Source organism: Paraburkholderia tropica, from assembly GCF_900109265.1.
Classification (GTDB): Bacteria; Pseudomonadota; Gammaproteobacteria; order Burkholderiales; family Burkholderiaceae; genus Paraburkholderia; species Paraburkholderia tropica.
Window position 1 is genome coordinate 241,916 of record NZ_FNZM01000005.1, and the last position, 18,905, is coordinate 260,820.

19 protein-coding genes are annotated in these 18,905 nt (G+C 67.6%); 10 read left to right on the forward strand and 9 right to left on the reverse strand.

All coding sequences use genetic code 11. The annotated features are described in order from the left end of the window. From gspI to BMY06_RS09910, 6 genes are read left to right on the forward strand one after another with little or no spacing between them, the layout of a single operon-like run. On the forward strand, positions 1-426 hold the full coding sequence (gene gspI / locus BMY06_RS09885; RefSeq protein ID WP_065061789.1) for a type II secretion system minor pseudopilin GspI: 426 nt from the start codon (positions 1-3) through the stop codon (positions 424-426). Next, the gene (locus tag BMY06_RS09890) at positions 404-1,081 is read left to right on the forward strand and encodes a PulJ/GspJ family protein (protein ID WP_074982873.1); all 678 of its coding nucleotides are present in this window, start codon (positions 404-406) and stop codon (positions 1,079-1,081) included. The genes gspI and BMY06_RS09890 overlap by 23 nt, the downstream gene beginning before the upstream one ends. After that, positions 1,078-2,220, forward strand: a complete 1,143-nt coding sequence (gspK, locus tag BMY06_RS09895; protein WP_074982875.1) for a type II secretion system minor pseudopilin GspK — start codon at positions 1,078-1,080, stop codon at positions 2,218-2,220. The genes BMY06_RS09890 and gspK overlap by 4 nt, the downstream gene beginning before the upstream one ends. 34 nt (positions 2,221-2,254) lie before the next feature. After that, on the forward strand, positions 2,255-3,655 hold the full coding sequence (gspL, locus tag BMY06_RS09900) for a type II secretion system protein GspL (protein ID WP_074983009.1): 1,401 nt from the start codon (positions 2,255-2,257) through the stop codon (positions 3,653-3,655). 32 nt (positions 3,656-3,687) lie between these two features. Next, on the forward strand, positions 3,688-4,182 hold the full coding sequence (locus tag BMY06_RS09905; protein ID WP_065061793.1) for a type II secretion system protein M: 495 nt from the start codon (positions 3,688-3,690) through the stop codon (positions 4,180-4,182). 22 nt (positions 4,183-4,204) lie between these two features. After that, positions 4,205-4,984 (forward strand): type II secretion system protein N, encoded by a 780-nt coding sequence (locus BMY06_RS09910; RefSeq protein WP_065061794.1) that lies wholly within the window; start codon positions 4,205-4,207, stop codon positions 4,982-4,984. A gap of 65 nt (positions 4,985-5,049) precedes the next feature. Here BMY06_RS09910 and BMY06_RS09915 read toward each other — a convergent pair whose 3' ends face one another. Both BMY06_RS09915 and BMY06_RS09920 read right to left on the reverse strand, forming a co-directional pair. Beyond that, entirely contained in the window at positions 5,050-6,702 is a 1,653-nt protein-coding gene (locus tag BMY06_RS09915; protein WP_080180603.1) for an efflux transporter outer membrane subunit, read from the reverse strand. Between the two features lie 243 nt (positions 6,703-6,945). Then, on the reverse strand, positions 6,946-7,239 hold the full coding sequence (locus BMY06_RS09920) for a hypothetical protein (protein WP_143064413.1): 294 nt from the start codon (positions 7,237-7,239) through the stop codon (positions 6,946-6,948). Between the two features lie 258 nt (positions 7,240-7,497). Between BMY06_RS09920 and BMY06_RS09925 the strand changes: the two genes are divergently transcribed. Both BMY06_RS09925 and BMY06_RS09930 read left to right on the forward strand, forming a co-directional pair. Continuing rightward, positions 7,498-8,043 (forward strand): MarR family winged helix-turn-helix transcriptional regulator, encoded by a 546-nt coding sequence (locus BMY06_RS09925; protein WP_074982879.1) that lies wholly within the window; start codon positions 7,498-7,500, stop codon positions 8,041-8,043. 201 nt (positions 8,044-8,244) lie between these two features. Beyond that, complete coding sequence (locus BMY06_RS09930; RefSeq protein ID WP_074982881.1) at positions 8,245-9,810, forward strand: DHA2 family efflux MFS transporter permease subunit; 1,566 nt, start codon at positions 8,245-8,247, stop codon at positions 9,808-9,810. 33 nt (positions 9,811-9,843) lie between these two features. Here the strand turns inward: BMY06_RS09930 and BMY06_RS09935 are convergent, their stop codons facing one another. From BMY06_RS09935 to ada, 5 genes are all read right to left on the reverse strand, one after another. Then, positions 9,844-10,569: an OmpA family protein gene (locus BMY06_RS09935; protein ID WP_080180602.1), complete on the reverse strand. Its 726-nt coding sequence runs from the start codon at positions 10,567-10,569 to the stop codon at positions 9,844-9,846. 212 nt (positions 10,570-10,781) lie between these two features. Continuing rightward, entirely contained in the window at positions 10,782-11,270 is a 489-nt protein-coding gene (locus BMY06_RS09940; protein WP_074982884.1) for a hypothetical protein, read from the reverse strand. 244 nt (positions 11,271-11,514) lie between these two features. After that, on the reverse strand, positions 11,515-13,137 hold the full coding sequence (gshA, locus tag BMY06_RS09945) for a glutamate--cysteine ligase (RefSeq protein WP_074982885.1): 1,623 nt from the start codon (positions 13,135-13,137) through the stop codon (positions 11,515-11,517). A gap of 303 nt (positions 13,138-13,440) precedes the next feature. Continuing rightward, positions 13,441-14,388, reverse strand: coding sequence for a DNA-3-methyladenine glycosylase family protein (locus BMY06_RS09950; RefSeq protein WP_065062266.1), 948 nt, complete (start codon positions 14,386-14,388; stop codon positions 13,441-13,443). Positions 14,389-14,447: 59 nt separating this feature from the next. Beyond that, positions 14,448-15,641: a bifunctional DNA-binding transcriptional regulator/O6-methylguanine-DNA methyltransferase Ada gene (gene ada / locus BMY06_RS09955; RefSeq protein WP_074982887.1), complete on the reverse strand. Its 1,194-nt coding sequence runs from the start codon at positions 15,639-15,641 to the stop codon at positions 14,448-14,450. Between the two features lie 454 nt (positions 15,642-16,095). Here ada and BMY06_RS09960 point away from each other — a divergent pair, with 454 nt between their 5' ends. Further along, complete coding sequence (locus tag BMY06_RS09960) at positions 16,096-16,518, forward strand: VOC family protein (RefSeq protein ID WP_074982889.1); 423 nt, start codon at positions 16,096-16,098, stop codon at positions 16,516-16,518. Positions 16,519-16,552: 34 nt separating this feature from the next. On the opposite strand, the gene BMY06_RS09965 is transcribed toward BMY06_RS09960, so the two are convergent. Beyond that, positions 16,553-17,107: a YaeQ family protein gene (locus BMY06_RS09965; RefSeq protein ID WP_074982891.1), complete on the reverse strand. Its 555-nt coding sequence runs from the start codon at positions 17,105-17,107 to the stop codon at positions 16,553-16,555. A gap of 284 nt (positions 17,108-17,391) precedes the next feature. Further along, complete coding sequence (gene sap1, locus BMY06_RS09970; protein WP_244144293.1) at positions 17,392-17,769, reverse strand: surface attachment protein Sap1; 378 nt, start codon at positions 17,767-17,769, stop codon at positions 17,392-17,394. Positions 17,770-18,139: 370 nt separating this feature from the next. Here sap1 and BMY06_RS09975 point away from each other — a divergent pair, with 370 nt between their 5' ends. Further along, complete coding sequence (locus BMY06_RS09975; protein ID WP_065061804.1) at positions 18,140-18,766, forward strand: LysE family translocator; 627 nt, start codon at positions 18,140-18,142, stop codon at positions 18,764-18,766. Positions 18,767-18,905 lie beyond the last annotated feature (139 nt).

The following is an 18,905-nucleotide window of genomic DNA, read 5'->3' on the forward strand; positions in this document are numbered from 1 at the left end:
ATGCGCCGCCCCGCTCACTCCGGCTGTTCCTCGCCGCGCTCGCGTGCGTCGCGCGCCGCGCGCGGCTTCACGATGATCGAAGTGCTGGTCGCGCTTGCGATCGTCGCCATTGCGCTCGCGGCGTCGTTGCGCGCGGTCGGCAGCCTCGCCGCCAGCGAAGCCGATCTGCACGATCGCCTGCTGGCCGGCTGGAGCGCCGACAACGCGCTCGCGCAGCTGCATCTCGCGCATGTCTGGCCCGATGTCGGCCAGCGCAGTTTCGACTGCTCGCAGGGCAATCTGACGCTCATGTGCACGCAGCGCGTGGCGTCCACGCCCAATCCCGTATTCCGCCGCGTGGAGGTGTCGGTGACGACGCCGGGCCGCGCCGGCAATCTCGCGCAACTCGTCACGGTGATCGGCAATGAAACGAACCGGTCGCTGTGATCGCGCGCCGCGCCGCGCCGGCGGCTTCACGCTGATCGAACTGCTGGTCGCCATCGCGATCCTCGCCGTGGTCGCGATCCTCGCGTGGCGCGGGCTCGACCAGATCGTGCGCGGGCGCAACATCATCAGCCAGTCGATGGCCGAGGAGCGCGTGTTCGCGCAGACCTTCGACCAGATGCGCATCGACGTGCGCATGGCCGCCAGCGACGACGAAGCGGGCGGTCCGGCCGTCTCGGTCGACGGCGGCGCCCTGCAGATCGTGCGCGCCTTCGCGGTGCCGCCGGGCGCGCCGCCGCGTCTGCAGGTCGTGCGTTATCGCGTGTCGAATGGCCGCGTGGTGCGCTATGCGTCGCCGCCGCTGGCGACCGTGGGCGCGCTGCGGCGCGCGCAGCGCGGCGGCGAATCGGACGCCTGGAGCGCCCTGCCGATGATGCAGGGCGTCGGCTCGATCGACGCGCGCCTCTACGTGCCGAAGGTCGGCTGGACGACGAACATGGGCGACGTGCGCGGCCAGCTCAACGCGAACAACAACAACGTGAAGGTGCCGCAGCTCGGCAACGCACCCGTGCCGCGCGCGGTCACGGGGCTGCAGGTGAGCATCGGCTCGCGCTCGCTCGCGCGGCCCGTGACGCGCGTTTTCGTGATCGGAGAATGAACGTGCGCCGCTTTCGTTCTCTTCGTTCTCCTCGTTCTTCGCCTGCGTTGTCTTCGTTATCTTCGTTGCGGCTTCGCCGCAAACAGCGCGGCGCGGCGATCATCAGCGCGCTGCTCGTGGTGGCGCTGTCGGCGATCCTCGTCTCGGGCATGCTGTGGCGGCAGCAGGTGCAATTGCGGCGCATCGAGAACCAACGGCTGCTCGCGCAGGCGCAGTGGATCTCGCGCGGCGCGCTCGACTGGACGCGCCTCGTGCTGCGCTCCGAAGCAGACACCTCGGCGGGCGTGACCTATCTCGGCGGCGCGTGGGGCATGCCGGTCGCGAAGACGCGGCTCTCCGACTTCCTTGGCCAGATCGGCGACGTGCGCTCCGAACAGGGCCAGGACACGTGGGTGTCGGGCTCGATCGAAGATGCGCAGGCGCGCTTCAATCTGCGCAACCTCGTGTCGTCGCCGGCGCCGGGCGCGCTGCAGCTCAATCTCACGCAGATCCAGGTGTTCGCGCGGCTGCTGCAACTGCTCGGCATCGACGGCCAGCTCGCCAAGAACGCCGCCGTCTATCTGCGCTCGGGCCTGAACTATTCGGTCACGCGCTTTCAGACCAGTTCGACGCCGGGCAGCACCACGTCCACGCAGCAAGTGGGCGGCGGTGGCGGCGGCAGCAATTTCACCAACAATCCCGGCCTCTCGGAATCGGACGGCAACAGCGGCAACGCGCCGATCGTCATGACAAGCGTCGACGCGCTGCAGGACGTGCCGGGCTTCACGCCCGACATCGTCGCGAGGCTGCGTCCGTTCGTGACGATCCTGCCGACCACCACGCCCGTGAACATGAACACCGCGCCCGCCGAAGTCGTGGCCGCGACTGTTCAAGGCATGAGCCTGTCGAGCGCGCAGGCCTTGGTGGCGCGCCGGCAGACCGTGTTTTTCCGCAATCTCAGCGACGTGCAGCTCGCGCTGGAGGGCTCCGGTGTCCCGCAAACAGGCATCGATACCTCGCTCTGCGACGTCAATTCGAGCTATTTTCTGGTTCATGGGCGCGTGCAGCACGAACGCGCCGTGGTGGACCGGACCACGCTCGTCTGGCGCGATACGCTGACCCATACGACGCGCATCGTGCGCGTGCGCGACGAACCATGAAACCGTACCAGTCCAACATCGAAAAGAGGTGCGTTTGAGCACGCTGATCGTCCTGATGCCGCCGCGCGATCCGGCGGTTCACTCGCAGGAATGGCAGTTGCCGGAACTGCCGTTCCTGCTGCTCGACAAGGCGGGCAACACGCAGCGCGCGGGCCGCTCGGCGCTCGGCCTGTTGCCGAAAGCGACGGCCACCGTGCTGCTGATCGCCGCGCGCGACCTGCTGACCGTCTCCGCCACCGTGCCGCCGCTGAAGGGGCCGCGGCTGCGCCAGGCGTTGCCGAACGTCGTCGAGGATCATCTGATCCAGGACGCGCAGACCTGCCATCTGGCGCTCGATCCCGCGCGTCAGCCCGACGGCCGGCAGACCGTGGCCGCGATCGATCGCGGCTGGTTCCGCTTCCTCGTCGAAGGCTTCACGGGCGCGGGCCATCGCAACGTGCGTGCGGTGCCGGTGGCGCGCTGCCTGCCCGTGGCGCAGAGCGTCGTGGCGGAAGTCGCGACGGCCGAGGCGGCTGAGACTGCTGAAAGCGTCAAGGAAGCACCCGCTTCAGCCGCTCCCGCTGCCACTGCCGCTGCCGCGCCCGAGATCGTCCCGGTGACGGCCTGCGTATTCGGCCCGGTGATGTCCACCGCGCCCACGCTGCTGCCCGATGCGGCGCTGCCGGTGTCCGCGGCCATGGGCGCGAGCGGCCTGCTCGAACTCGCGATCGTGCGCGGCGCGGCGGCCGAGGGCTTCGCGGTGCCGGCGGGGAGCCTCGCGGCCACCGTTTCGGCGCTGGCCGGCGACGCGCCCGTGACGCGCTATGTGCTGACCGGTTTGCCCGGCGAGCCCGCGAGCGCGGCCAGCAAGGCCGCGGCGCTGGCTGTTTTCCCCGGCGCGCAGCCGCTCGCCTTCGAGACGCTCGCCAAGCGCGCGCTCGCCTGCAAGTTCGATCTGTGCCAGTTCGAGTTCGCCGCGCAGCCGTGGCGTCTCGACCGCGCGACGCTGCGCCGTCTGCGCGTGCCGATCGCGCTGGTGGCGGCGGCGCTGGTGGTGGCGATCGTCGGTGCGAATGTGCAGTGGCTGATGCTCTCGCGCCAGCAGGACGCCATGAACGCGCAGATGACCGAGCTGCTGCTCAACGCGTTTCCCAAGACGACCGTGGTGCTGGACCCGGCGGGCCAGATGGCGCGTCAGCTCTCGCAACTGCGCGTGGCGGCGGGCGAGCCGTCGCCCGACGATTTCCTCGCGCTCGCCGACGGCCTCGCGCGTTCGCTCGGCCCCGTGCCGGTCAACGGCATCGCGGCGCTCGACTATCACGACCGGCGTCTCGACGTGACCTTCAAACCCGGCGTGAACATCGACGCCGATCTGAACAAACGCCTCGCGCGCAACGGTCTCTCGGGCACGCAGGACAGCAGCAGCGGCAAGTGGACCATCAGGAGCGCATCGTGAAGACATCGGCTGTGGGCGGCGCTTGGGCCGACATGCTGCAGGAGCAGTGGAGCAATTTCTGGGACGCGCGCACGGTGCGCGAGAAGACCATGCTCACATGGGGCGGCGCACTGCTGGCCGTGGCGATCGGCTATTCGGTGCTGTGGGCGCCGGCCGCCGACGGCCGCGCGAGGCTGCGCGCCAACCTGCCCGCGATGCAGCGTCAGCTTGCGCTGATGACCGCGCAGGCTGACGAAGCGCGCTCGCTCGCGGGCGCGGCGGCGAGCGTCGCGCCGGGCGGACAGGCGCTCAAGGACGCGCTGACCGCGTCGCTGTCCGATCACGGCATGCCGGGCGCGCAGGTGCAGATCATCGGTTCGTCGGTGCAGGTGCAGTTGAAGAACGCGTCGTTTCCCGCGTGGTCGGCCTGGCTCGACGACGTGCGCAAACAGTTCAAGGTGCAGGTGGTCGAGGCGCACATCACGGCGCTCAAGACCGACGGCCAGGTCGATCTGACCGCGTCGCTGCAAAGCGCGAATGCACACTGAGCACGGCCGGGAGAACCGCTTCATGTCTTACTGGATGCGACGCGCGCGCGCCGCGCTGCCCTGGCTGTTCGTCGCCCTCGTTTCGGTGGCCGTCGTGCTGCTCGTGCGCCTGCCCGCGGCGTGGATCGCGCCGCAGTTCGCGCGCGCGACTCAGGGCCATGTCAATCTCGTCGATCCGCAAGGTTCGCTGTGGCACGGTTCCGCCACGCTGATGCTCGCGGCCGGCCACGACGTGCAGGGCGCGACGCTGCTGCCCGGCCGGATCGAATGGCGCGCCTCGTTCTGGGCGCTGCTCACGGGCCGCGTGCGTCTGCAGATGCGTCAGACGGAGGCGATGCCCGACCCCGTCGACGTGGAAGCGACGCTGCGCGGCGCGAACATCACCGCGGGCGCGATCGCGGTGCCGGCGTCGCTGCTCGCCGGTCTCGGCGCGCCGTTCAACACGCTCGATCTCGACGGCAACGTGCGGCTCGCCTGGACGCCGTGGCGCGTGTTCGGCACCGACGCCTTCGGGCGGCTCACGGTCACGCTCGGCGACATGAGTTCGCGCGTCTCGCTGGTCAAGCCGCTGGGGTCGTATGAGGCGGTGTTGCAGGCGCAGGGCGCGTCGTCGACGCTCGATCTGAAGACGCAGAAAGGGCCGCTGCTGCTCGACGGCCACGGCACCTTCTCGCGCAACGCGTCGATGTTCAACGGCACCGCGAGCGCGACGCCCGATCAGCGCGAGAATCTCGCCGGTCTGCTGAATCTGCTGGGACGGCCGGTCGGGCCCGGCACGGTGGCGCTGAACTTCATGCGCTAAACCTCGCGCACAAGAAAAAACGGCGGCTCAGGCCGCCGTTTCTCGTTGTAGCGCGCTTGATGACGTTACTGCGCCCGCGTGCTCGCGGCGCCCTGCGTGGCCGCTTCGGTGGCGGTTTGCTGCGGTGAGGCGGAAGCGGAGGCAGAAGCCGCCGCCGCCGCGCCCGACGCCGGCACCGCTGCGGGCGCGCTGACGCTGCCGGTCTCGCGATCCATCTGCGTGGCGTCCCAGCCGCCGCCGAGCGCCTTCACGAGTCCCACCGACGACACCATGCGCTGCCCCGCGAGGCTCGCGAGCTTCTGCTGCGCGGTGAACGCCGTGGTCTGCGCGGTCAGCACGTTGACGTAATCGACCGTGCCCGCCTTGTACTCGTTCGTGACGATGGCCTGCGCATGCACCGCCGAATCCACCGCCTGCTGCTGCACGACGATTTCCTGCGCGAGGATGCGCTGCGAAGCGAGGTTGTCCTCGACGTCCTGGAACGCGGCCAGCACAGTTTGCCGGTAGGTGGCCACCTGCTGGTCGTAGGCGGCGCGCGCCGCTTCGGTCTGCGCGCGGCGCAGGCCCGCGTCGAACACCGTGGCCGCGAGCGACGGTCCGAGCGTCCAGAAGCGCGACGGCATTTGCAGCAGTTGCGAGAACACCGAGCTTTCGAAGCCGCCGCTCGCCGAAAGCGTGAGCGTCGGGAAAAACGCCGCGATCGCCACGCCGATCTGCTCGTTGGCCGAGGCCGCCTTGCGCTCGGCCGAGGCGATGTCGGGACGCCGCTCCAGCAGCGCCGACGGCATGGTGACCGGCACGACCGGCGGCGTGGCCGTGAGCGGCGATACCGGAATCGAGAACGACGAGGCCGGCTGGCCGACCAGCACGGCGATCGCGTGCTCGTCCTGCGCGCGCGCCACGCCGTTGTCGATGGCCGACGCCTGCGCGGATTGCAGCTGCGTCTGCGCCTGGATCACGTCGGCGCGCCCCGCTACGCCCTGCGCGTACTGGTTCTGCGTGAGCTTCAGCGACTTCTCGTACGCCGCGACGGTGTCGTCGAGCAGCTTTTGCTGCGCGTCGAGCGCGCGCAGCGTGAAGTACGTCTGCGCGAGCGTGGCCTGCGCGGACAGGCGTGCGTTCGCGAGGTCGGCGGCCGCGCCCTGTTGGCTCGCCTCTTCCGAGCTGACCGTGCGGCTCACCTTGCCCCAGAGGTCGGGTTCCCAGGTGGCGTCGAGGCCCAGATTGACGTTGTTCGTGATGGTGCCGCTCGGGAAGCTGCCGCTCGCGTTCGAGACGCGCGTGGGCGTGCGCGAACGCGTGCCCGCGAACGAGGCGCTCACGACTGGAAAGTATGCGGCGCGCGCCTCGCCGACCAGCGCCTGCGCCTGGCGATATGCGGCGGCGTACTGCGCGACGGTCTGGTTGTTCGCGTTGAGCTGATCCATCAGGCCGTTGAGCTGCGCGTCATCGTAGATCAGCCACCACGGGCCGCGATCGGCGGCGTCGGCAGGTTGCGCGACCTTCCAGCCCTCCGGCGCTTCCTTGTAGGCCGCGGGCACGGCGCTGTCCGGCCGGTGATAGTCAGGCCCGACCGCGCAGCCGCTCAGGGCAAACGCGAGCGCCGCCGCCGCGCCCAGCAGCGCGAGCTTCGGCGTGCGGCGCGCACTGTGCAGATGAGCCGCGAACGTGGCGTCGCGGGCGGCATGAGAGGCGTGACGATCGATACGGCGGGACATGCAAGAAATTCCTGTCGATGCGGCTGGCGTGCAGGCGCGCGCGGCGATGAACGGTGTAATCGTTATGGCGACGTGGCCGCAGCGCGGTGGATCAGGCGGAACGGGCGCAGGCACACGGCGCGCGCGACGTTCGAGCGGTGCGGCCATGGTAGCGCACAGGCCGCGCGTCGCGCGCAATCTGTAAGGTTAAGCCGGGAACAGGGACGGATGTGTTACGGCGTGTGAGGTGCAGATTACGCGTCGTTACGGCAGCCTGCCGCGCAGAGCAGACGGCCGGTCGCCGAAGCCGGTGCGGCCTCGCTTTTCGCGCTGGCTGCGGCGGCCTTTGAAGCAGGCTTTGAAGCAGCGCCGCTGCGTGCGCGACGACGGTCGGCCCACAGCATCAGCACGACCGCGACCGAGCCGCCGGGCAGCAGGAACATGCCTGCGTAGAGCGCCGCCTTGCGCCAACGCGCCGCCGGCCTGCGCAAAGGCAATCCGGGCAGTGCTGCTCACCGAGCGGCCGATGCCGCCGAGCGCGTGTTTGAGGTACAGCATGGCGCGACCTACGTCGAAAAAAGTGAAGTGCGTGGAGTGTAAGTGGTTGCCTGTAATAATATTGACTATGCAATCAAATCACAACATACTTTGCGGCGCATCAATCCCGTTGTTGTTTTTACGCCGCGATAGCGACGAATCGATGACGAATGCTGCGACGCACTGACCGAATTTCCTGCCCAGGCAGAAAATTCTCAGGCTAGAATTCGCCCTGTTTTGCCCGTGTTTCGATTTGCCAGCGATGAGAGTGCTTTTCCCATGAACGACGGCTCCAACGTGTCCAGCAAGGTCGGCGTCGTGCCGAGTCTCGGCTACTTTCTGTCGACCGCCCGTAACGTGCTGGCCGCGCGCATGGACCGCGCCGTCGCGCCGCTCGGGCTGACCTCGTCGCAGATCGGCGTGATTCTGCTGCTCTGGTACGAACGCGCGCGCACGCCCAACGAAATGTCGCGCGTGCTCTCGTACGACACCGGCTCCATGACGCGTATGCTCGACCGCCTCGAGCGCAAGGGTTTCCTGTTGCGCCAGCGCAGTCAGGCGGATCGCCGCGTCGTCGAACTGGTGCTCACGCCGCTGGGGCGCGACGCAGCGCAGCAATTGCCCGCTGCGATTGCCGCGGTGATGGACGACCAGTTGCGCGGCTTCAGCGCCGAGGAAGTGACGACGCTCGTGCATCTGCTGCAGCGCTTTATCGCCAACGATGCCGAAACCGGGGCGGTTTGCACCGGCGGCGAATGCCCGGGCGGCGCGGCGGACGGCTCGTCGGGCAAGGACAGTAACGACAGCAACACTGGCAACGACTAAGGGCGAATCGACCCGGCGGCTGCCTTTCGGGCAGGCCGACCGCGCGAACTCAAGCCCGCACTACAACCAAATACCTGTCTGGGCAGAGAATGCCGCGACACGAAATCCCCAGCCGCACGCTCCGCCAGGCTGCTTGCACGCGGCAACGGTCTGCCTAACCGAAAGCACAGAAGCACCGAAAGCACCGCAAGGACACTGAAGATGGACGCCTCCACCGCAGCGCCCGCAGCACCCGCCGACGCGCCGCCCAAACCGCTCTCGGGCGGCACGCTCGCATTGCTCACCGTGGGCCTCGCCCTCGGCACCTTCATGGAGGTGCTGGACACCTCGATCGCCAACGTCGCCGTGCCGACGATCTCGGGCAACCTCGGTGTGGCCAACAGCGAGGGTACGTGGGTCATTTCCTCGTACTCGGTGGCGTCTGCCATCGCCGTGCCGCTCACGGGCTGGCTCGCGCGCCGCGTGGGCGAAGTGCGCCTCTTCACGCTCTCGGTGCTGCTGTTCACGATCGCGTCGGCGGCCTGCGGCTTCGCTTCGAACTTCGAGACGCTGATCGCCTTCCGGCTCGTGCAGGGGCTCGTCTCCGGCCCGATGGTGCCGCTCTCGCAGACTATTCTCATGCGCTCCTATCCGCCCGAGAAACGTGGGCTCGCGCTCGGTCTCTGGGCGATGACGGTGATCGTCGCGCCGATCTTCGGCCCCGTGATGGGCGGCTATATCACCGACAACTACACGTGGCCGTGGATCTTCTACATCAACGTGCCGATCGGGATATTTTCCGGCGTGTGCGCGTTCCTGCTGCTGCGCGGCCGCGAAACGAAGACCACGAAACAGCGCATCGACGCCGTGGGTCTCGCGCTGCTGGTGATCGGCGTGTCGTGCCTGCAGATGATGCTGGACCTCGGCAAGGACCGCGACTGGTTCAGCTCGAAGTTCATCGTCGCGCTCGCGATCATTGCGGTGGTGTCGATCGCGTTCATGCTCGTGTGGGAGGCGACGGAAAAAGACCCGGTGGTCGATCTCTCGCTGTTCCGCGACCGCAACTTCGCACTCGGCGCGACCATCATCTCGTTCGGCTTCATGGCGTTTTTCGGCTCGGTCGTGATCTTCCCGCTCTGGCTGCAGACGGTGATGGGCTACACGGCCGGCATTGCCGGGCTGGCGACGGCGCCCGTCGGGCTGCTCGCGCTCGTGTTGTCGCCGCTGATCGGCCGCAATATGCACAAGCTCGATTTGCGTATGGTCGCGAGTTTTGCGTTCGTCGTGTTCGCGCTGGTGTCGATCTGGAATTCGACTTTCACGCTCGACGTGCCCTTCAATCACGTGATCCTGCCGCGCCTCGTGCAGGGGATCGGCGTGGCCTGTTTCTTCGTGCCGATGACGACGATCACGCTATCGAGTGTTTCCGACGAGCGGCTCGCGAGCGCGTCCGGTCTCTCGAACTTCCTGCGCACGCTCTCGGGCGCGATCGGCACGGCGGTGAGCACGACATTCTGGGAGGACGACGCGATCTATCACCACGCGGTGCTGTCGGAGTCGGTGAATCCGTATGCGGCGAACACGATTGCGTACCAGGACGCACTGAAGTCGCTGGGCTACGCGGGCCAGAGCGTGACCGCGAAATTGAACGACGTGGTGACGTCGCAGGGCTACATGATGGCGACCAACGACTTCTTCCGCATTTCGTGCGCGGTGTTCGTGGTGCTGGCGCTGCTGGTGTGGGCGACGAAGCCGAGAAAAGGCGCGGGCGCGTCGATGGGCCATTGAGGTCCGGCCCCGCGCCTCGCGCGTGATGAACGGTCAGCGCGCCGTGATGCCGCTCGTTTCGATTTCGACGCGGCGGTTCTTCGCGCGGCCTTCTGCCGTGGCGTTCGACGCGACCGGCTTCGAGAAGCCATAGCCCTTCACGTCGTACTGGCCGGCGTGCAGGCCGTGCGACTGCAGATAGTTGCGCACCGCTTGCGCGCGGCGCATCGAGAGGCGGTCGTTGTAGGTTTTCGAGCCCTTCGAGTCGGTATGGCCGCTGATCACGATGGTGCCGATGTTCACGCCGTCGCTCTGCTGGATGAACTGGTCGAGCGCCTGCTTGCCGGCGGGCAGCAGGTCGGACTTGTCGAACGCGAAGTTGGCGTCGGCGTTCAGCGTGATGGTTTGCGGCTGCGTGTTGACGACCGGGGGCGGCGGAGGCGGCGGCGGAGCGGGCTGCGCGGCCGGTTGCGGCGTCTGGCAGATGAACAGGATTTCGCGCGGGTCGTTTTCGGGCAGGAAACCCGAGGCTGCACGGTCCACCGACGAGACGCGCAGCGGCTGCTTGTCGCCGCAGATCTCGTTGACCTTCTTCATACAGACCTTCGAGCTTTCGAGCAGGCCCAGACATTGGACGCGATAGGCTTGCGTGCCGTTGGCGAGCGTGACGATGTCGAGATTGTGCAGGGGCCCCGATGCCGTGGTGCAGCCGGCGGCCGCGACGAAGAGAGCGGCCAGCGGGACGGCCAGCGCACTAGCAGGCAGAAGTCGCATTTTCATTGTCGATTCGAGTGATGGAAGAGGAGTGAACTGCCCGGCGCGTGCCGAAGCAGCGCCAAGATACGAGTCCTTGGCGCTGCTGCTCCATCAGAAAGTGCTGAAATGCGTACTCGGAATGACGAGAATCGCGACAATCGATTCGGACTGCGTTCGATCTCGCGGCCTGACGGCGGGTCGATCGAACGTGGGGGCGTGAAATGTCGGCGGCGGCCTTATTGCGCCGCTGCTGCGGGCGCAGAAGCTGGCGAGGTCGCGGTGGTCTTGCCGGAGTCGTCCGTGCCGGCCGAGTCGTCGGCCTGATCGCGGACCGGCTGCTCGACGCCGGTGCGCACGTACTGCTTGAAGGCCGCGCCCGCGGCCCACGGATCGGGCTTGCAGCCGATCGAACTGTCGCAGTGTGCCGCGAAACCGATCGTGGCCGTGCCGTCGGCGTTCTTCGTCTTCGTGATCTCGTAGGCGAGCGCGCGCTTGCCGCCGCCGGGACCGGCGGTCTGGATCAGCGTGTCGGTCGCCGTCTGCACTTCATACTTCGAATGGCCGCGCACCCAGTCCTGGGCGCGTTGCCACCATGCGTCGCACTCGTTCTGGTCGCCGCAGGTGAGCGGCGCGGTGGCGATCTGCATCACGTCGGGATTGACCTGACCGCGCGGCGCGCAGGCCGCCGCCGTCACGCAGAGCAGGATCGGCAGGATTCGTTTCATCGCGTGGGTTCCTCGCAGAATGGGCGCGCGCCGTGCGCGCTCCGGTCGTTGTCGTTGGTGTCAGGTTCGTGTGGCAGGGCGGCGCGCTTCGATGCGAGACGAGACGAGACGCGCGCGGCGCCAATATGACATTGGACTGCGTGTGCGCGCCAGTGTTTCGAGCAAATGCAATACCCGGCGTCTCGGGCGCGGGTACGCGGACGGCGGAGCGTCCGCGTACCGGCCGCAGCCGTCATCGGGGCGATCAAACGCTGTAGCGATTGAGCGTGTAGGCGCGATAAGCGGCGACGAAGGCGTCGAACGAGCCGATTTCCTCGCGTTCGAGCTTCGCCTGCTGGTCGAGCGACTCGCGCGCGAGCGCTTCGAACTGCGCCGTGACTTGCGCGTCGAGCGGACGCGAGAGGAAGTGCGCCGCGTGGCGCTCGCTCTGCGCAAGCGCAAATTGCAGGAAGGATTGCTGCTGCTCGCGCATCGTCTGCAACACGCGCGCGGACGGCGTGAGCGACGCATCGGCAAGCTTCGCGCGCTGTGCGGCGAGCGAGCGCGCATGTTCGTCGCCACCCTTCGCCGCGTCGAGCAGCGCGGCCGCCTGCTCGATCTTCGCGAACAGTTCGGCGGCCCAGTCTTGCATCGCGACGCGCTGGCCGTCACGCGTGAGTTCGAGCCCGGGCTTGCGCCCTTCCTTCGTGACGATGCCGAAGTTCTCGTTCGCTTCCGCGTAATCGGCTTCCGGCAGTTGTGCGCTTTCGTCGAGCGCGCATGCGAGCAGATAGGCGTCGAGAAAACGCGCCGCTTCGAGCGAGATGCCGGTCGGCTCGAACGGATCGATGTCCATGCAGCGCACCTCGACGTACTGCACGCCGCGCGCGGCAAGCGCATGCAGCGGGCGCTCGCCCGGATACGTCACGCGCTTCGGGCGGATCGTCGAGTAGAACTCGTTTTCGATCTGCAGCACGTTGGTGTTGATCTGCACCCACTCGCCATCGCGATGCGTGCCGATCGCCTCGTAGGGCGGATACGGCTGGCTCACCGCCTGCGCGAGCGCTTCGAGATAACCGGGCAGCGTGTCGTAATCGGCGTGCAGCGCGGATTGACCCGTGGTGTTCGAATAGCCGAGATCGCTCATGCGCAGGCTGGTCGCGTACGGCAGATAGAGCGTGTCAGCGTCGAAGCTGTCGAGCGTGTGCGCGCGGCCGCGCAGGAAGCGCGCGTCGAGCGCGGGCGACGCGCCGAACAGATACATCAGCAGCCAGCTCGTGCGGCGGAAGTTGCGGATCAGCGCGAGATAACGCTCCGACTGATAGTCGGTCTGCGAGGCCGTGGACTGATCGTGCGCGTGCAGCGCGCGCCACACGTCTTCGTTCAGCGAATAGTTGTAGTGGATCCCCGCGATGCACTGCATCGTGCGCCCGTAACGCAGCGCGAGACCCATCCGGTAGACATATTTCAGACGGCCGATGTTCGAGTTGCCGTAACGCGCGATGGGAATGCCTTCGTCGCTTGCGGGCAGCAGGCCCGGCATCGATTCGTTCCACAGCATTTCGCCGTCGCGCGCGAGCACGGCGTAGACGAAGCGATGCAGTTCGTCGAGCTTGTCGAGCGTGATGGAGGCGTCGTGCTCGGCGGGCGTGATGATCTCGATCAACGCTTCCGAATAATCGGTCGTGAGCGACGGATGCGTGAGCGCAGCACCGAGCGCCGCGGCATGCGGCGTCGTGGCCAGATGGCCGTCGCGCGTCACCCGCAGGCTTTCCTTCTCGATGCCGCGCAGACCGCGCGTGAGCGCGTCGCGTTGCGGTCCGGCGCTCAGCACGGAAAGGCGCTGCGCGAGAACGTCGTTCGTGCGTGTGGAGGTCGTGTCTGGCATTGAAGGCAGGTCGGGCTCTGGCCGGCGAGACGGTGCTGCGCGCGCCGCCGACAGGGATATTTTCGGTAGCGGGCACTTTAACATCTCGCCGGAAGACCTGCTTGAGGCCGCCTCGGGCGGGGTTTTGCGGCCTGTGAGGCGGTTTCGGCGGCTGCGCCGCAGTGTGCGCTTCGGTACTGACGTAGCGCGGTTTCGATGGTGTATCGACGTCGAATTGCCGTAATCGCGGCGGTTTTTATGCGGTTGCAGAGATGCGTTTGCGAGGCGTTTCGCCGCGCGTTCGATCAGGCGTTGAACGACGCTTCAACCACCGCGCGCCCCACCCGCCCGATCGGCGATTTCGTTCCACAGATGCATCGCCGCATACGCGCGCCACGGGCGCCAGGTGTCGGTGCGCGCGCGCTGTTGCGTCGCACGCTCGAGCGACGGATCGCGTGCGGCGATCGCCTGCATCAGCACGAGATCGGTCGCGGGCCAGGCGTTCGGATCGCGCCATGCGCGCATCGCCACGTATTCGACCGTCCACGGGCCGATGCCGGGCAGTGCGAGCAGCGCGGCGCGCATGGCGTCGAGTTCGGCGACGTCGCCCGCCTGGGCCGCGCCCGGCAGATCGCTGCGTTCGATCGCGACTTCGCCGCTCGCCACCGCGCGCGCGAAGCCTTGCAGCGCCGCGACGCGCTTGCCCGGCATGCCGATTCCGGCGAGATCGGCGGCGCCGAGTGCGGCGGGCGTCGGAAAACGCCACGCGGTGTGGGCGTGCGGATGCCCATCGATACGCTCGCCCACGCGTTGCACCAGTCGCCCGATGATGGTCGTCGCCGCCTTCACGCTCACCTGTTGCCCGACGATCGCGCGCACCACGAGTTCGAATCCCGACCACGCGCCGGGCACGCGCAGACCCGGCACGGCTTCGACCAGCGGCGCGAGCCAGGGATCTTGCGCGAGATGCGCGCCGATCGCCGCCGTATCGGCCTGAAGATCGAACATGCGCGAGAGCGGCGCGGCGAGCGCCTGCGCGTGCGCGCTCACCGGCCCGTCGATCTGCACGACGAGGCAGCGCTTGCGCGCGTGACGGCGCACGGCGAGCGTGCCGCTCGCGCCCTGGAAGTCGATGGCGCGCAGCCACGCGCCGTCCTCGACGGCTTCGACGCCCGGCGTCGCGCGGCCGCCGAAAAAGCGCAGCACGCGCGGCCAGTCGTAGGGCGCGCGAAACGGCAGTTCGAGCGTGGCGGTTTGCGTGGCGGATTCGATGCCGGCCGCCGTTTTGGGCGGCGTCGGCGGGGCTTTTTTCGAGGTCGACTGGACGGCGCTCAAGCAGCGGTCTCCGGCGTGGCGGGGGCGCGTTTCGCGCGGGGCTTTCGATCGGCCTTTTCGGGCGATTTCGCGCTCGATTGTGCCGGATCGGCGCGCACTTCGCCCGCGCGCGCTTCCGCATCGAGCAGCGCGGCCTTGCGCGTGATCCCCCAGCGATAACCCGCGAGCGAGCCGCCCTTCTGCACGACGCGATGACACGGAATCGCCAGCGCCACCGGGTTCGACGCGCAGGCGCTCGCCACGGCACGCACCGCGCGCGGCGCGCCCAGCGCTTCGGCGATCTGCGTGTAGCTGCGCGTTTCGCCGTAGGGAATGTGCTGGAGCGCATCCCAGACGCGCTGCTGGAACGCCGTCGGCGCGACGTCGAGCGGCAGCTCGAAGCGCTCGCGTCGGCCGTGCAAATAGGCGTCGATCTGCGCGACGAAGGGCGCGAGCGCGGCGACGTCTTCCACGCAGCGTGCGTTTTCGAAGTCGGCGCGCAGGCTGGCCGTGAGCGCGTCGCCGTCGTCGCCGAATGCGATGCGGCAGATGCCTTTTTCGGTGGCCGCGATCAGCACGCGGCCGAGCGGCGTGGCCGCGTTCGCGAAGCGGATCGTCAGGCCCGCGCCCTTGCGCCGGAACGCCGACGGCTTCATGCCCAGCTCGCCCGCCACGCTCTCGTACAGCCGCGACGACGAGTTGAAGCCCGCATCGGCGCTGGCGCGCGTGACGTCGGCGCCCTGAGCCAGCGCGTCGCGCAGCACGGCGCCGCGGCGCGCGGCCTGATACTGGCGCGGCGACACGCCGAGCACGCGCTTGAACAGGCGCTGCAGGTGGAACGGGCTCAGATGCACGGCCTCGCCGAGCTGGGCGAGCGTGAGGCGCGATTGCGGATCGGCGTCGAGCGCGTCGCAGGCGCGGCGCACGATGTCCAGCTCGCGCGGCAGGCCGCCGGGACGGCAACGCTTGCATTCGCGGTAGCCGGCGGCGCGCGCGGCGTCCGCATTGGCGAAAAATTCGACGTTCTCGCGGCGCGGCAGCCGCGACGCGCAGGACGGACGGCAGAACACGCCGGTCGTGCGCACGGCGTAGAAGAACTGGCCGTCGGCGCTCGCGTCGCGTGCTGCGACGGCGGCCCAGCGTCCGGCGTCGGCGTTCGTGTCGACAGGATCCGACGAGGCTTGGCGGTCGGCGTTCGGAATGGCGTTCATATGAGGACTCCCGCAGGGTGCGCGTGCTTGACTCGATGGCCTCACTGTAAAGGCCGCGCCGCGGTACGGCGTGCCGGATCTTGCGCTGTCGTTCGGGCCCGTGGAATCGCCCGGAACGACGGCCACGCGAGCCTGTTGCGAGCACCATTCATGCGCGCCGATGCCCTGTCAATGTGCGACTGCGACAAAATGGCACCATTGCGGGTTTTCCCTTAAAAACTTGTTGCGTCGCGTCAGACCGCTGTGTATAGTGGTTCCTGTCTCCTCCATGTCTCCTCCTGATATGGATTAAGCCCGCTCACAGCAGCGGGCTTTTTTTCGTCCAGCGTTTTGGGGGCGCATCTTCTGCGGCCCGGCCGCACGCCTCGCGAGATGACAAGACGTCATTCTCCGCCCAACTTCCCTCCTACACTGCAATGACTTTGTTCGCACACGCCAATCGGCGGGGACCGTCATGCAGATCCAGATTCGCGAAATCGATCATGTCGTCATTCGCGCCGCCCATCCGGCCGCGATGACGCGCTTTTACTGCGACGTGCTCGGCTGCCGCGTCGAACGCGAGGAAACGCAGCTCGGACTCGTGCAACTGCGCGCGGGCCGTTCGCTGATCGATCTGGTGTCGATGGGCGGTCCGCTCGATCGCGAGAAACCGGGCAACGGCGGCGCGACGCCGACGGGCGCGGGCCGCAACATGGATCATCTGTGTCTGCGCGTGGAGCCGTTCGACGGCGCGGCGCTCAAGGCGCATCTCGCCGCGCTGGGCGCGCGTCCCGGCGACGTGGTCGAGCGCTACGGCGCGGAAGGCTTCGGGCCGTCGCTGTATCTGTTCGATCCCGAGGGGAACATGGTGGAACTGAAAGGGCCGCCGAACGGCTAGCCCTGGGCGCGTTCAGAAAAAGTAGAACCGGCGCTCAGACGTTCTCGGGCGCCTTGAGCACGGTCCATTCGACCGCGACCGGCTCGCTCGTCGTGCTGCCGATCCACGCCGCGCCGTCCTGCACCGTGCATTGCAGGCGCATCGTCCGTTCGGCCAGCTTGCCGAGCGCCGCAGCCACGTCTTCGCCGAGCGACCAGACAGTGACGTTGCGCAGCCGTTCGACCTTGCCGCGCACGCCTTGCCACCAGATATCCGAGGTGCGGCCGCCGTAGGCGATCACGATTACCTCGTCCGCGCGCCCCGCCGCCTTGGCGATGCGGCGCTCGTCGGGCTGGCCGACTTCGATCCACGTCTGGATTGCGCCCGTGTAGTCCTTGCTCCACAGATCGGGCTCGTCGGTGTCCGACAGGCCCTTGCAGAATTCGAGACGCTCGCCCGCGAACAACGCGAAGGCGGTGATGCGCACCATCATCCGCTCATTGGTTTCCGACGGATGGCAGGCGATCGTCAGCGCATGGTCGGCATAGTAGTGCCGGTCCATGTCCGCGATCTGAAGCTCTGCCTTGAAGATGGTCGATTTAAGTGCCATGCCGATTTCCGCCCCTCGATACCCGCCGCTGTCAGTTGTGCTGTCAGTCGTGCAACGTGCTGCGTCGCGGCGTAAAAGCCGCACATGATAGCGAGTTTCCAGCACGGGCTGTGCCGGTTTCATCAGACGGCGACGCAAGTCGAGCGCCGGTCATGTCGATGATCGGAAGCGAAAATGACGCGGCGATGAAGGGGGCAAAACAGGAAGCTCAAGCCGACAATCGTGACGCGCAAGCGTACGCACACACCGCGCGCCGGCGGTGAGCGCGCGTCTTGCGGCTGGGCTTATTGCTTGATGGAGCGGTCGCTGGTCCAGAGGCCCTGGTCGTCGGCGTTCGCGGCGTTCACGAACTCGACGTCGTGGCCCACCACGCGCACCACGCGATACGACTGGTTCTCGGGCGTCGAGAGGCAGCGGAAATCGGCGAAATATTCCTGCATCTGCTGATGCTCGCCCGCCTGCTCGTGCTGGGAGACGGCGTCGAGCTTGTCCCTGGAGAGGCAGCCGTAGGAGCCGGGTTTGAGCTGCACGGTCTGTTGCGGCTTGACCGAGACCGCTTGCGCCTCTTGCGCCTCTTGTGCCTCTTGCGCCGATGCCACGCCAACGAGACTCGCCGAGCAGACGGCAAGAACGGCCACGGCGGTTGCGGATAGCCTTCGCATGGTTCTGCCTCCTCGGCGGGTGGGTTGTCTTCGGTTAGCTATGTATTTAACGGCCACGATCGACCCGCATTTTTCAATGTAGAAGAGCGCGAATAGAGTGCAAGAACAACTTGTGTGCGGGCGCAACAGGCGTTGTCACCGGCCTGGTCGCACGATGCTTGCGCAAGCGCCGATGCGGCGTGCGAGCATGATGCCGCGCCGCACATAAGGAAGCGTCGCGCCGCCTTCATCGCGCGCCCGACAATTCGCAGGCCGCAGAATAAAAACGATGCCAGGCATGCCGTCGCCGCCCTTTTCCAGACCGCATCAAACCGACTTGCGCGCACGCCGTCTTCGTGGATAAATCGGGCATCCCTTTTGGAGAAATTCCATGACTCTCGCTCACTGGCTGCCGTTCGCGATCGCCTCGGCCATCCTCGTCGCCATTCCCGGGCCGACCGTGCTGCTCGTCGTTTCCTACGCGCTCGGTCACGGCCGCCGCTATGCGCTGGCCACCACCGCGGGCGTCGCGCTCGGCGACTTCACGGCGATGACGGCGTCCATGCTCGGCCTCGGCGTGATTCTGGCGGCTTCCGCCACGCTGTTTTCGGCGCTCAAGTGGGTCGGCGCCGCGTACCTGATCTATCTGGGCATCAAGCTCTGGCGCGCGCCCATCGCGAACCCCGAAGCGCCCGACACCAGCGAAACCCGCACCGGGCGCATCTTCGCGCACGCGTTTGCCGTCACCGCGCTGAACCCCAAGAGCATCATTTTCTTCGTCGCGTTCGTGCCGCAGTTCATCGATCCGCATATGCGCGCGCTGCCGCAGATCGTCGTTTTCGAGGCGACGTTCCTCGTGCTCGCCACGCTCAATGCCTTCGGTTACGCGCTGCTGGCCGCCGCGGCGCGCAAGGCCGTGCGCAGCCCGCGCGTGCAGCGGGCGGTCAATCGCACGGGTGGGTCGCTATTGATCGGCGCGGGTCTGTTCGCCGCCGTCTGGAAGAGGTCGGCGGCTTGATTAGTGGCGGATTCGGCAGCGGAATCGGCGTGCGCGCGGTCGATTTGCTCGGTGTTTTCCCGGCTTGCGAGGGCGGGCACGCGCGCTGCTCAAGCGCTTGCGTACGGCGGATCACGTTTGTTTCTGAATAAGTAGTCGT